Below are 13,466 nucleotides of genomic sequence, written 5' to 3'. Positions count from 1 at the left end.
AGCCTGAAAACCTCACTCATAATGAAAGCGAAATTCTTGCAGTAAATCAGCACTCAGACTTTTGGCGACTGGGCAAGCGTGGGCTGCCGCTTCCAAAATACGGCGGCTTTTTTCATCTAACGCTTTATCCAGATAAATATCTAGGCTTACTCTCGCCACACGGCGTGGATTGGCTGCCATTTCTTTTTCAACTTCAATACGGCTGCCACGTAAATCAACGCCCATATCACGTGCTTTAATCCCCATAATCGTCATCGCACACGCAGCCAGAGAAGATGCCAGCAAATCGGTCGGTGAAAACGCTTCACCTTTGCCGTTATTATCAACGGGTGCATCGGTTGAAATCTTATCACCGCTTTGCAAATGCACGATGTCATTGTGTAAATCGCCTGTGTAATTCAAAGTTGCAATATGTGCCATTGTTTTTTCCTCATTAGATTAATATGTTAAAAAGTATAGCAAAAAACCAATATATTTTAATAGAAAATGGCAGTGGTCATTTAATTTTCTAAGATTTTTTGCCCGCACTTTCAATCTGTTCACGATATGACTCCCCCCATTCTGCCAGCGCATCAAGAATCGGTGAGAGACTTAGCCCCAATTCAGTTAAAGCATATTCCACTCTCGGCGGTACTTCCGCATAAACCGTTCGTGTAACCAAACCGCCCTCCTCTATCGCGCGCAGATGGGCGGTGAGCACTTTTTGCGAAATACCGCCGACACCGCGTGCTAATTCGCCAAACCGTTTGGTGCCGTCCATTAATTCACGTAGGATAAGCACACGCCATTTTTCGCCAATCATCAGCAAACTGACCTCTAACTTTAACAGAATAGACCAGTAATCATTATTTAATTTGATTTTGCTAAGCATCTTTTCAACCTATGCATTTTAACTTTAATTGTATAAAACCCTAATACCACTATATTTATAAAGTATTTAAATGGGTAAATTATGGTATAGCATAAAGTATTGAGCCAAAATAGAGATGAATACTTAATAAAAATTCAAACAGTAAGACAAATATTACAATAAATCCCACCTTAGCAGATTGTAAATATTAATATCTTTACTGAAAAACAAAATAAATAATTCACAGAGATTATCTCTAAGACGTTATTGATAACTTATTTATAGACTTATCAATTTCTACAATACGGTGAGATCTCATTTAGAGTTCGGAAATCTTTTGAAGCACTGAGGTCGCCTTTTAAGGGCTGTCTTAGATCAATGCTCATATAGTCAAACCCAATTAAATACACTACAATAGTCGCATAATATCTTCACAAGATTACCGACAAATGCTCCTAGCCAATCAAGACAACTGGTAGCTTAAACACCAGAGTAATACTATTGAGGCAGTATTCAATCAACCGCTTTTTATTGTAGGCTTTATGATTGTGTAGTGATGATCAATGGTTTTTTACTATATAGGCGGCTTTATGTTTTTACCGAATTATTTTCAAGACCCAAAGGTGTTGCATCTAAACACCACGGCTCATCACGCTTATTTTATTCCACACCATAATATCCAAAGTGCGGTGCAAAATTCGCGAGAATTTTCTCACTATTTCATTCCTCTCAATGGAAATTGGGATTTTCATTATTTTAAAAGTTATTGGGATTTGCCCGAGAATTTCCTCGATTTTCCCTTTCAACAACGCATTCCTGTGCCTTCCACTTGGCAAACTCAGGGATATGATCAACACCATTACACCAATGTGAATTACCCGTTTCCTTTTGATCCGCCTTATGTTCCACAGGAAAATCCTTGTGGGCTTTATCACCGCACTTTTTATTTGCAAGCTAAAGCCAATAAACGCTACTTAATTAATTTTGAAGGTGTAGATAGTTGTTTCTTTTTATATGTAAATCAAACGTTTATTGGATATAGCCAAGTCAGCCACTGCACAGCTGAATTTGATCTCACTGATTATTTATGCGAAGGAGAAAACCACCTTACCGCGGTGGTCTTAAAGTGGTGTGATGGCAGCTATTTGGAAGATCAAGATAAATTTAGAATGTCGGGTATTTTTCGTGATGTGTATATATTGGAACGCGAGCAAAATTATGTGCAGGATTTTTTCATTAAAACGGCACTTTCTGCGGATTTAAAAAGTGCGGTGGTAAATTTGGCGATTTTTTTCCGCCAACCTGAAAATCCCCCAACAATTACCTATCACCTTTTTGATCCACAAGGAAAACCACTTCTCCGCACAGAACAGCCTCAATTTTGCGTAGAAAACATTCAATTATGGAATGCAGAAAATCCACAGTGTTACGATTTATTCATCTGCTATGGTGAAGAAGTGATTTGCCAAAAAATAGGATTTCGGCAAATTGAAGTGAAAAAGGGGATTTTATTGCTTAACCAACAACCAATAAAATTTAAAGGCGTAAATCGGCACGATAGTGATCCTCAGAGCGGTTATACGATTAGTGAACAGCAAGCAATGGCAGATCTGCGTCTAATGAAGCAACACAATTTTAACGCCATTCGCACTGCCCATTATCCTAATGCCCCTTGGTTTGCGGAATTGTGCGATCGCTACGGCTTTTATTTGATCGCGGAAGCCGATATTGAAAGCCACGGCACCAATGCGGTCTATGTGCCAAGCCCTGAAAAAAGCATTTTACTTGGCGTAGAAACCGCCTCTGATGACGCAACGACTCGTCAGCAAATCATTGATAATTATTGCTATATGGCACGCAACCCTGATTTCAAACAAGCGATTTTAGATCGCGTACAAGCCAATGTGCAGCGCGATAAAAATCGTCCTAGTGTGCTGATTTGGTCGCTAGGTAATGAAAGTGGTTATGGAGAAAATTTTGAGGCGGCAGCACAGTGGGTAAAAACCGTTGATCCAAGCCGTTTAGTACATTATGAGAATGCCATTTTTCAACATTCCGCTCACCAAAATGATACGACGCAGTTAGATTTACACAGTGAAATGTACCGCAGTACAGAGGATATGGCTGCCTACTTTGCAACACAAACTGCCCCAAAACCTTATTTACTCTGTGAATATCTGCACGCAATGGGGAATTCTTGTGGTGATGCGGAAGATTATTTCCAAGCAATACAGCAACACGCGGGGGCTTGTGGTGGGTTTGTGTGGGAATGGTGCGATCATAGCCCTTATTTACCGCAGTCAAAAAAAATGGGGTATGGCGGTGATTTTTGTGATTTCCCTAATGACAACAATTTCTGTGCAGACGGTTTAGTGCGTGCGGATCGCCGTATTCAAAGTAATCTACTTGAACTGAAAAACGTACAACGTCCATTACGCGCAAACTATCACAATGGGCAGATTGAACTCACCAATTATTTTGATTTTACCCACGCAGAAGATGTGGTGAGCATTCACTATCAACTGCTAGAAAACGGGGTTCTCGTGCAACAAGGAAACATTGCCACCCCAAAAATTCCACCAAAATGCACCGCACTTTTACCTTTCACCTTACCGACAAATAATGGCAGTTTATGGCTGTTGAATTTAACATATCGACAAAAACACGCCTCACCTTTAGTGGAAAAAAATCACTTACTCGGCGTTGATCAACTCTGCCTCTTTGGCGATAAACGGCTACCCAGTTTTTATCCCCCGCGCTTAGCAGAAAAAGCCCATATTCAATACCGTTCGCACGAAATTCACATTACCTTTGGCAAGACAAATTATATTTTTGATAAACAAAAAGGCATTCTCTCGCAATGGCTTTATGGGCAATGCCCTATTATTCAGCGTCCGCTGGCGTTTAATATTTGGCGCGCGCCATTGGATAACGACAGTCTTATCAAAGCACATTGGGTTTCAGCGGGTTATCATCACGCTTACAGTCGCGCCTATACGATGCAAGTGGAAATGCGAAAAGATCGGGTTGTGGTGAAAACGCATTGTGCTTTGCTCGCCGTATCGCAAAGTAAAATTTTAGATCTTAAGGTTGAATATCATTTGTTTAATCACACACAGTTTGAGATCAAAATTCACGCGAAAAAAGCACCGCACTTGCCTTTTCTACCCCGTTTTGGGTTACGCTTTTATTTAGCCAAACGACAATGGCAAGCACGCTATTTTGGCTATGGCAACGGCGAAAGCTATATTGATAAACACCACGCCACTCAGCTTGGGCTTTATCAAACAACCCCACAGGAAAATCACGTGGATTATTTAAAACCACAGGAAAATGGTAGCCATTATCATTGTTCTTTTATTAAATTAACCCGTGCTGAAGGTGGTTTGTACATCACTGCCCAGCAACCATTCAGCTTTAACCTTTCCCCTTATAGCCAAGAAGAATTGGCAAGTAAAAAACATCATTACGATTTACAAGAAAGCCCTTACTGTGTGCTGTGTGTGGATTATAAAATGAGTGGCATTGGCTCAAACTCTTGTGGGTCATCGCTCAAAGAGGCTTATCGTTTGAATGAAACCCAATGGGATTGCACCTTTAAGGTGAGTTTGCTTTGAGGCGTATGGGCAAAATAAGGCATAGGTAAAACGTGGGGCGGAAGTTCGCCCCATTTTTATATCCTGTTATTTTTCAATAGGATCTTTCATTGCTTGCAACACGGCTTGCGGTACAAGCTCACTCACATCGCCACCGTGTAGATGAATTTCTCGCACCATTGTAGAAGACACAAATGCCCATTTTTCACTTGGAGGGAAGAATAAACTTTCTACGCCTTGTCCATTTTCATTTTTTGTCAATAAACGGTTTAGGCTGGCAAGTTGCAGTTCGTATTCAAAATCAGTGGTGGTTCGTACACCACGGATAATGGCGTGAATGTGTTTTTCTTTCACGACATTGGCAAGTAAATCAGCAAAGCCAAAAACCTCTACATTTGGCAAGTGCGCCACGGCTTGCTGTGCAATTTTTACTCGGCTATCTAAATCAAACAGAGGCTTTTTACTCGGGCTGGCAGCAATGGCAACAAAAACGTTTGAAAAAAGCACCGCACTTCGCTCAATAATATCTAAATGCCCATTTGTGATAGGGTCAAAAGTGCCGGGATAAATCACAGTTGTCATTGTCTTTCCTCGCTTAAATAAGGCTGTAATAAATCTAATAGGCGTTGCAAGGCGCCACGATTTTCTAATAATACCGTATAGCCTGCTTTGCCGGTGCGTTCACGTAAGGTGGGGGAATTAAGCAAAATTTCCACCGCTCTTGCAATTGCGGCAGCATTATTATTCACTTCAACAAAGCCCTGAACTTCCATTAACTTGCGGTAAACTTCTGGGAAATTGAAGGTATATTTGCCACTCACCACGGGGATTTGAAAGGCTAACGGTTCAAGTGGATTATGCCCTCCCCGTTTCACTAAACTGCCCCCCACAAAGGCAACATCAGCCAATGCATACATTAACATTAGCTCACCCATCGTGTCGCCTAACACCACTTGGGTATCAGGTTGTGGCACGCGATTTTCACTACGGCGAACAAAGGTGAAATGCTGCTTTTCAATTTGTTCCGCCACCTGATTAAAGCGTTCAGGGTGGCGCGGCACGAGAATCAGCAATAAATTAGGAAAGGCTTGTAATAATAAACGATGACTTTCCAAAATCAGGCTTTCTTCACCTTCGTGGGTACTCGCCGCTACCCATATAGGGCGTTGTTGTTTCCACTGGATTTTGAGCTTTTCTGTTTCTGTAAGTAAGCTCTCACTTAATACGAGATCATATTTGATATTGCCAGTGAGTTTGAGCTTTTGTGGATTATAGCCCAGTTTGAGATAACGCTGACCGCTGATGTTATCTTGCGGTGCAATCAAGCTGATTTTACTTAAGATCGCTTGGATATAGCTTTCCAACCAGCCATAGCGTTTTGCTGATCGGGCAGATAAACGAGCATTGGCAATAATAAAAGGAATATGCTGTTTATCTAGTTGATAAATTAAATTCGGCCAAATTTCGGTTTCGATCACAATGCAAGCTTTTGGCTGAATAAAACCAATAAAGCGTTTGATCGCACCGGGTAAATCATAAGGCAAATAAAAATGACTGACTTGCTCACCAAAGGCCGCTTTGACGCGTTCAGATCCCGTTGGCGTTACGGTGGTTAGGGTGATGGCTAAATCAGGGTAAGTACGTTGAATCGCTTTCACTAATGGCGTGGCTGCAATGACTTCGCCCACCGATGCCGCGTGAATTAACACACCATTCGGTTTCGGTGGGGTTTGTGAGGCAGAATAAATAGCATAACGCTCCAAAATTCGCTGACGATAAGCCGGCGCTTTGAAGCTACGTAATAAAATAAATAACCAAATAAGCGGTTGAACAAGATACATTATGCTGGTGTAAATTCTGTGCCACATAGCCGTTTCTTCATTAAATAGCGAGAAAACCGAGAACTTCTCCGCACTTTATTGAGACAAGAAACAAAGTGCGGTGGAATTTCGCGACGTTTTTATTTTATGGATTGTTCAATAATTCCACCACCAAGGCAAATTTCACCTTGATAAAACACTGCTGATTGCCCCGGTGTAACCGCAATTTGCGGTTCATCAAAACGTACTTCGATGCTATCATCATTAATTGGGATAATTTGACAAGGAATATCCGTTTGACGATAGCGTGTTTTCACAGTGCAACGCAGGGGTTCACGAATCGGCTGGCGATCTACCCAATGTAGCTGTTGTGCAATTAAGCCACTGGATAGCAACGCGGAATTATCTAACCCCTGAGCCACCACTAACACGTTATTTGTGAGATCTTTTTCGACCACATACCACGCATTTTCTGCTTTACCTTTCACCCCACCAATGCCTAAGCCTTTGCGTTGCCCTAAGGTATGATACATTAAGCCTTGATGACGCCCAATAATCTCGCCTTCCGTTGTCTTAATATCACCCGGTTGAGCAGGCAAGAAACGGGCTAGAAAATCTTTAAATTTACGCTCGCCGATAAAACAAATGCCAGTCGAATCTTTTTTCTTGGCGGTAACCAAGCCTAAATCTTCTGCAATGGCCCGCACCACGGGCTTTTCAAGCTCGCCAACAGGGAAAAGGCTTTGCCCCACTTGGCGTTCACTCAAGGTGTAAAGAAAGTAACTTTGATCTTTATTCGTATCTAAACCACGCAACAATTGCGCTTTGCCATTGTGATCTCGACGACGCACATAATGCCCTGTGGCGATATAATCTGCTCCTAAATCTTCTGCCGCATATTCCAAAAAGGCTTTAAACTTGATTTCTTTGTTGCACAAAATATCAGGGTTAGGTGTGCGGCCTGCTTTATATTCCGCTAAAAAATGTTCAAAAACATTATCCCAATATTCTGCGGCAAAATTGATTTTATGTAATTTGATCCCGAGCTTATCGCAAACCGCTTGTGCGTCTGCCAAATCCGCTGCTGCGGTGCAATAATCCGTATCATCATCTTCTTCCCAATTTTTCATAAACAAGCCTTCCACTTGGTAGCCTTGTTGTTGAAGAATAAATGCGGAAACAGAGGAATCTACCCCGCCAGACATACCACAAATCACTTTTATTTTACTGTTTTCTGCACGTTGTTCTTCACTGAGTGCTGGAAAATATTGTTCGTAAGTTTTTGATTTCATCATAATTTTGCTTAATTTTTTTACCGCACTTTCGTTTCCCCATTGGGGCATTATTTGACTTCGTAAAAGTTATTTTCGCTTTTGTTGAAACGCTCTAATTCTGATGCGTCCACTTCACCTTTCTCTACTTTTGCTTTTAAGTTATCGCAAGGCTCATCACAATCGCAGACTTTTTTTAACCCCAACGCGGAGATCCCCCCGCAGCTTCCTGCAATGGATTTACGTTTAATAATATAGCCAATAGACATAGCAAAAATAACGAGGACGAAAAAGCCGAAAGTAATAAAAAAGAGTTCCATATTTCCCCCTTATTGGTTGATGAGTTGTTTAAATGCAGAAGACATTTTTACCTCAAATCCTTTTTCCGTTTTGATAATTAAATAAACGGCAAGTTTTTGCTGCTCTGCAATATCCAGTGCTTTCGCTTCACCCAGCACAAATAGCCCTGTTGAAAGCCCGTCTGCGGTCATTGATGACGGCGCTAATACGGTAATCGAGGCTAAATGATGTTGGATTGGTCGCCCAGTTTGTGGATCAATTTCGTGCGAATAACGCACGCCATTTTCTTCAAAGTAAATGCGATAATCACCTGAGGTTGCCATTGCTAAATTATGTAGCCCAACAACTTGCTCAACACTTCTGGAACCGTCAAAGGTAGGCTTTTCAATGGCAATTTGCCAAGGTTTGTTTTCGCTATTATTTCCTTTAGCACGAATTTCGCCACCAATTTCTACCATATAGTTGCCAATGCCTAAACTTTCTAGGTAATCCGCCACTTGATCCACACCAAAGCCTTTGGCAATCGAAGATAAATCCACATAAAGTTCTGGCACAGTTTTTTCTAAGTAAAATTTACCCGCACTTTCACTGAGTTTTAATTTTTCAATGCCAACCCACGCACGGCGTTCATCAAGTTGTTGCTGGCTCGGTGCTTTTTCCACGCGTTTTTCGGGGCCAAATCCCCATAAATTCACCAAGGGGCCTACGGTAACATCTAATGCACCTTGTGTAACCTTATTTAAGCGAATGGCTTCACCTATCACTTTGGCAAGATCGGCTGAAATTTCAATGGGCGTATTAACTTGACGATTTTGATTAAAGCGACTTAATTCAGAAGTCGGAATATAAGTGGACATTTTATCATTAACGTCTTTTAAAATATGTTCAATCCCCTCGTGTGTATCGGCAACCGATTGTGAGCCTTCCTCAGTGATGTATTTGATATGGTAGGTTGTTCCCATTGTTTTTCCACTTAAGGTCACAATTTCAGGCTCTTTTTGGCAGGCGGTTAAGCAGCAAGCCAAAAGTATTCCCATACTCCAAGCATAAACGGATTTTAATTTTCTTCGCATTAGGCAATCACTCATTTTGGTTTGGCTAAAAATGGTTAAAGCGGTCAGAAATCTGACCGCTCTTTTTTGTCGTGAAGCAGTGTTATCAACCGCCAAAATCATCTAGTAAGATGTTTTCATCTTCAACGCCAAGATCTTTAAGCATTTTGATTACGGCAGCATTCATCACTGGTGGTCCACACATATAGTATTCACAATCTTCTGGCGCTTCGTGATTTTTTAGATAGTTTTCATAAAGCACATTGTGGATAAAGCCGGTGTAACCATCCCAATTATCTTCAGGCAATGGATCAGAAAGTGCCACGTGCCATTGGAAATTGTCATTTTCTGCTTGTAAGGTATCGAAATCTTCCACATAGAACATTTCACGTTTAGAACGCGCCCCATACCAGAAAGACATTTTACGTTTAGATTTCAAACGTTTTAATTGGTCAAAGATATGTGAACGCATTGGCGCCATACCAGCCCCACCACCGATAAAGACCATTTCAGCATCGGTTTCTTTGGCAAAGAATTCACCAAACGGACCAGAGATAGTGACTTTATCACCCGGTTTTAATGACCAAATGTAAGATGACATTTGTCCCGGTGGTGCATCTGGATTGCGTGGTGGTGGCGTTGCAATACGCACATTCAGCATAATAATGCCTTTTTCTTCTGGATATGAAGCCATTGAATAAGCACGTACAATAGGCTCATCCACTTTTGAAACATAACGCCATAGGTCATATTTATCCCAGTCTTCGTGGTATTCTTTTGGAATATCGAAGTCTTTGTAATATACCGTATGCGGTTCAGCTTCAATTTGGATATACCCCCCCGCACGGAATGGGACTTCTTCCCCTTCAGGAATTTGTAATTTTAACTCTTTAATGAAGGTCGCTTTATTATCGTTAGAAATAACGGTACATTCCCATTTTTTCACGCCAAAGACTTCTTCAGGTAACTCAATTTGCATATTGGTTTTGACATTAACCTGACAAGCAAGGCGATAACCTTCTTTTGCTTCACGTTTTGAGATATGGGAAAGTTCAGTAGGTAGAATATCTCCGCCACCTTCTGTAACTTTCACCACACACTGACCACAAGAGCCACCGCCCCCACAAGCAGAAGACACGAAAATCCCTTTACTGGCTAATGCGCCTAATAATTTTCCACCTGCTGGTAAATGAATGGCTTTATTTGGATCGTGATTAATTTCAATAGTAATGTCCCCCGAGTTTACTAGCTTAGATTTAGCAAACAAGATAATTGCTGCTAAAGCTAAAACCACAATCGTGAACATTGCAATACCTAAAATAATTTCCATTTAGTATCCCCTTCTTATAACTGAATACCTGAAAATGACATAAAGCCAAGCGCCATTAGACCTACCGTGATAAAGGTAATCCCTAAACCACGTAAACCTGCTGGGATATCAGCATATTTCATTTTTTCAGTTAAACCAGCAAGTGCAACGATAGCAAGCATCCAACCTGTACCCGCACCAACTCCATAAACCACGGATTCCGCAAAATTATATTCACGTTGAACCATAAAGGAGACGCCACCGAAAATCGCACAGTTTACGGTAATTAACGGTAAGAAAATCCCTAATGCGTTATAAAGTGCGGGGAAAAATTTGTCTAAAACCATTTCGAGGATTTGAACCAACGCAGCAATCACCCCAATAAAGGTAATAAAGCGTAAGAAACTTAAATCCACCCCTTCCACTAACGCGCCATCTTTTAAGATGTGAGTGTAAACAATTTGGTTGGCAGGCACAGCAATCCCCAATACCACGATTACCGCAATCCCTAAACCAAACGCGGTTGAAACTTTCTTTGAAACAGCAAGGAATGTACACATACCAAGGAAGAAAGAAAGTGCCATATTTTCAATAAAAATGGACTTAACAAAGAGACTTAAATAATGTTCCATTGCTTATTTCTCCACTTGTTCTGGTTTCCACGTTCTTAAGCCCCAAATTAAGAAGCCGATAATAAAGAACGCACTTGGTGCTAAAAGGAAAAGCCCGTTTGCTTGGTACCAACCGCCGTCTTGGATGGTTTGGAAAACAGTCATACCAAAGATTTTACCTGAACCAATTAATTCACGCAAAAACGCAACAATAATCAAAATAGTCCCGTAACCAATACCGTTACCTAAGCCATCAACAAAACTCGCTAATGGGGGTTCTTTCATTGCGAATGCTTCTGCACGTCCCATTACGATACAGTTTGTGATAATCAAACCAACGAATACGGAAAGCTGTTTAGATAACTCATAAGCATAGGCTTGCAACACTTGATCCACAAGGGTTACTAATGATGCAATAATTGCCATTTGCACGATAATACGGATACTGTTTGGAATATAATTACGGATACAAGAAATGAAGAAACTTGAAAATGCCGTAACCAAACTTACTGCGATAGCCATTACCACCGCGGTTTCTAATTTTGTTGTTACCGCTAAAGCAGAACAAATACCCAAGATTTGCAATGCAATTGGGTTATTGCTCACAATCGGAGATAACAATAATTTTTTCATATTTGCATTAGCCATTAGTTAGCCTCCGCTCTAAGTTTATCTAAATATGGACCAAAGCCATTACGATCAAACCAGTAATCGAAAGAACCTTGTACCCCTTTCGTTGTTAAGGTTGCACCAGATAAACCATCAATACCGTGTTCTTTATCTGCTGAAGCCCCTTTACCAATTTTAATCGCAACTTGATTTTGTTCATTAAAGAGTTTTTTACCTACAAAGTATTTTTGCCAGTTTGGATTAGCAATTTCGCCCCCTAAACCAGCCGTTTCACCTTGCTCATAATAAGTAATCCCTTTAATGGTATTTGCATCCGGTGCAACAGACACAAAACCATACATCACAGACCATAATCCCGTACCATAAATTGGTAAGACAATTTGTGAAGTTTTGCCTTGTGCATCTTTTACCAAATAAACCTCAGCGTATTTTGCCCGCACTTTAATACCAGCTTTATCATCTTCTGGTTTAATTGCGACACTTTCAGCTGGATTTTTCACCGCAACACGCGCATCAAAATTCGTGATGTTATTAACATAATCACCTGTTGCAAGATCAACAATTTTAGGCTCAATGTTTTCCGCATAAAGTGCTTTTATTTCCGCCCCTTTTGCTTTCGCTGGGAGTAACCCTGCCACACTGAGAATGTTTTTCTGTTTATCTAATAATTTTTGCTCATTTTGCGTCGGTTTTAAACCTACTGCCGCACTTGCTACGATAATTGAGCAAACTAAGCTGACTAGAACAACAACAAGGATTGTTCCGCCAACACTATCTTTATTAAACTTAGCCATTGCGCGCTCTCCGACGTTTGATATTTGCTTGAACAACCAGATAGTCAAAAATTGGGGCAAATAAGTTAGCTAATAAGATGGCTAACATCATTCCTTCTGGATAAGCAGGGTTTACCACTCGAATAATCACTGCCATTGCACCAATTAATGCGCCATACCACCATTTCCCTTTATTTGTAAATGAGGCGGATACAGGGTCTGTTGCCATAAATAACATACCTAACGCAAAACCACCTAACACTAAATGCCAATGCCAAGGCATTGAGAATAATGGGTTTGTCTCTGAACCAATCACATTGAATAGGGTAGAAGTGGCAATCATACCGATCATCACACCCGCGATAATACGCCACGAAGCAATACGGGCGAATACAATCACCGCAGCCCCAATTAATAATGCAAGGGTCGAAACTTCACCGATTGAACCCGGGATATTCCCTAAGAAAGCGTCCATCCATTGAATTGGCTGACCGGTGGTAACTTGTTTTAATGCTCCTTGACCGCCGGTTGCCCATTGTGAAAGTGCGGTTGCACCAGAGAAACCATCAGCGGCGATCCATACGGAATCCCCTGAGATTTGTGCTGGATAAGCAAAGAATAAAAACGCACGCCCTGCTAATGCTGGGTTCATAAAGTTTTTACCTACACCACCAAACACCTCTTTCGCCACAACAACACCGAAAGTGGTCGCTAGTGCCGCTTGCCATAATGGCAATGTTGGCGGAACGATAAGGGCTAATAAAATAGAGGTTACGAAGAAACCTTCGTTGATTTCGTGTTTACGCACCATGGCGAATAACACTTCCCAGAAACCGCCCACAAGGAATACGGTTAAATAAATTGGTAGGAAGAAAATCGCCCCTAATGCCATTTTAGCAAGTACACCTGCATCAGGCGACACTAAACCTAATGCGTTTGCTAAGGCAAAATGCCAGTCATTCGCCACATTTTGTGCTAAGTTTTGTGCAAAATCGCCGACGTTTAATGCAAGGATAGATTGCGCCCCCACATTAAACATACCGTAGAACATTGCTGGAAATAACGCCAGCCACACTAATACCATCATACGTTTTGAATCTAACGCATCACGGACGTGAGAAGCTTTCGCTGTTACTGTACCGGGGGTATATAAAAAGGTTGCCGTTGCTTCAAACAGTGCATACCATTTTTCATATTTACCACCCGGTAAAAAAGCAGGTTCCATTTTCTCTAAAAGATGTTTTAAACCCATTT

At 41.2% G+C, this 13,466-nt stretch carries 13 protein-coding genes; 1 reads left to right on the top strand and 12 read right to left on the bottom strand.

From position 1 onward, the window contains the following. Positions 1 to 12: 12 nt before the first annotated feature. Together L5B90_RS06620 and L5B90_RS06615 are read right to left on the bottom strand one after the other, a co-directional pair. Entirely contained in the window at positions 13 to 420 is a 408-nt protein-coding gene (locus L5B90_RS06620; protein WP_250363866.1) for an OsmC family protein, read from the bottom strand. Positions 421 to 508: 88 nt separating this feature from the next. After that, on the bottom strand, positions 509 to 871 hold the full coding sequence (locus L5B90_RS06615; RefSeq protein ID WP_250363867.1) for a winged helix-turn-helix transcriptional regulator: 363 nt from the start codon (positions 869 to 871) through the stop codon (positions 509 to 511). Between the two features lie 569 nt (positions 872 to 1,440). On the opposite strand from L5B90_RS06615, the gene L5B90_RS06610 reads away from it, so the two are divergent. Continuing rightward, positions 1,441 to 4,467 carry a glycoside hydrolase family 2 TIM barrel-domain containing protein gene (locus L5B90_RS06610; protein ID WP_265762427.1) on the top strand — a complete coding sequence of 1,009 codons (3,027 nt, stop codon included), beginning with the start codon at positions 1,441 to 1,443 and terminating at the stop codon, positions 4,465 to 4,467. Between the two features lie 66 nt (positions 4,468 to 4,533). Here the strand turns inward: L5B90_RS06610 and coaD are convergent, their stop codons facing one another. From coaD to L5B90_RS06560, 10 genes are all read right to left on the bottom strand, one after another. Next, the gene (gene coaD, locus L5B90_RS06605) at positions 4,534 to 5,028 is read right to left on the bottom strand and encodes a pantetheine-phosphate adenylyltransferase (RefSeq protein ID WP_250363869.1); all 495 of its coding nucleotides are present in this window, start codon (positions 5,026 to 5,028) and stop codon (positions 4,534 to 4,536) included. Further along, complete coding sequence (gene waaA / locus L5B90_RS06600) at positions 5,025 to 6,314, bottom strand: lipid IV(A) 3-deoxy-D-manno-octulosonic acid transferase (protein WP_250363870.1); 1,290 nt, start codon at positions 6,312 to 6,314, stop codon at positions 5,025 to 5,027. Before waaA ends, coaD begins: the two co-directional genes overlap by 4 nt. 92 nt (positions 6,315 to 6,406) lie before the next feature. Then, entirely contained in the window at positions 6,407 to 7,558 is a 1,152-nt protein-coding gene (mnmA, locus tag L5B90_RS06595; protein ID WP_250364521.1) for a tRNA 2-thiouridine(34) synthase MnmA, read from the bottom strand. A 50-nt stretch (positions 7,559 to 7,608) separates the two neighbouring features. Continuing rightward, complete coding sequence (gene nqrM / locus L5B90_RS06590; protein ID WP_250351355.1) at positions 7,609 to 7,857, bottom strand: (Na+)-NQR maturation NqrM; 249 nt, start codon at positions 7,855 to 7,857, stop codon at positions 7,609 to 7,611. 9 nt (positions 7,858 to 7,866) lie between these two features. Then, positions 7,867 to 8,874, bottom strand: a complete 1,008-nt coding sequence (locus tag L5B90_RS06585) for an FAD:protein FMN transferase (RefSeq protein ID WP_265762560.1) — start codon at positions 8,872 to 8,874, stop codon at positions 7,867 to 7,869. Positions 8,875 to 8,995: 121 nt separating this feature from the next. Beyond that, a complete protein-coding gene (gene nqrF, locus L5B90_RS06580) occupies positions 8,996 to 10,219 on the bottom strand; it encodes an NADH:ubiquinone reductase (Na(+)-transporting) subunit F (RefSeq protein ID WP_250351353.1) in 1,224 nt (407 codons plus the stop codon). Positions 10,220 to 10,233: 14 nt separating this feature from the next. Beyond that, positions 10,234 to 10,830 carry an NADH:ubiquinone reductase (Na(+)-transporting) subunit E gene (gene nqrE, locus L5B90_RS06575; RefSeq protein ID WP_250363871.1) on the bottom strand — a complete coding sequence of 199 codons (597 nt, stop codon included), beginning with the start codon at positions 10,828 to 10,830 and terminating at the stop codon, positions 10,234 to 10,236. A 3-nt stretch (positions 10,831 to 10,833) separates the two neighbouring features. Next, positions 10,834 to 11,457: an NADH:ubiquinone reductase (Na(+)-transporting) subunit D gene (locus tag L5B90_RS06570; RefSeq protein ID WP_250351351.1), complete on the bottom strand. Its 624-nt coding sequence runs from the start codon at positions 11,455 to 11,457 to the stop codon at positions 10,834 to 10,836. Next, positions 11,457 to 12,233, bottom strand: a complete 777-nt coding sequence (locus L5B90_RS06565) for a Na(+)-translocating NADH-quinone reductase subunit C (protein WP_250351350.1) — start codon at positions 12,231 to 12,233, stop codon at positions 11,457 to 11,459. Before L5B90_RS06565 ends, L5B90_RS06570 begins: the two co-directional genes overlap by 1 nt. Further along, positions 12,226 to 13,464, bottom strand: coding sequence for an NADH:ubiquinone reductase (Na(+)-transporting) subunit B (locus L5B90_RS06560; protein WP_250363872.1), 1,239 nt, complete (start codon positions 13,462 to 13,464; stop codon positions 12,226 to 12,228). The genes L5B90_RS06565 and L5B90_RS06560 overlap by 8 nt, the downstream gene beginning before the upstream one ends. Positions 13,465 to 13,466 lie beyond the last annotated feature (2 nt).

The organism is Avibacterium sp. 20-129 (assembly GCF_026226845.1).
GTDB lineage: Bacteria > Pseudomonadota > Gammaproteobacteria > Enterobacterales > Pasteurellaceae > Avibacterium.
The sequence above is the reverse complement of the archived record's forward strand: the minus strand, read 5'-3'. Positions and strand labels throughout refer to the sequence as shown.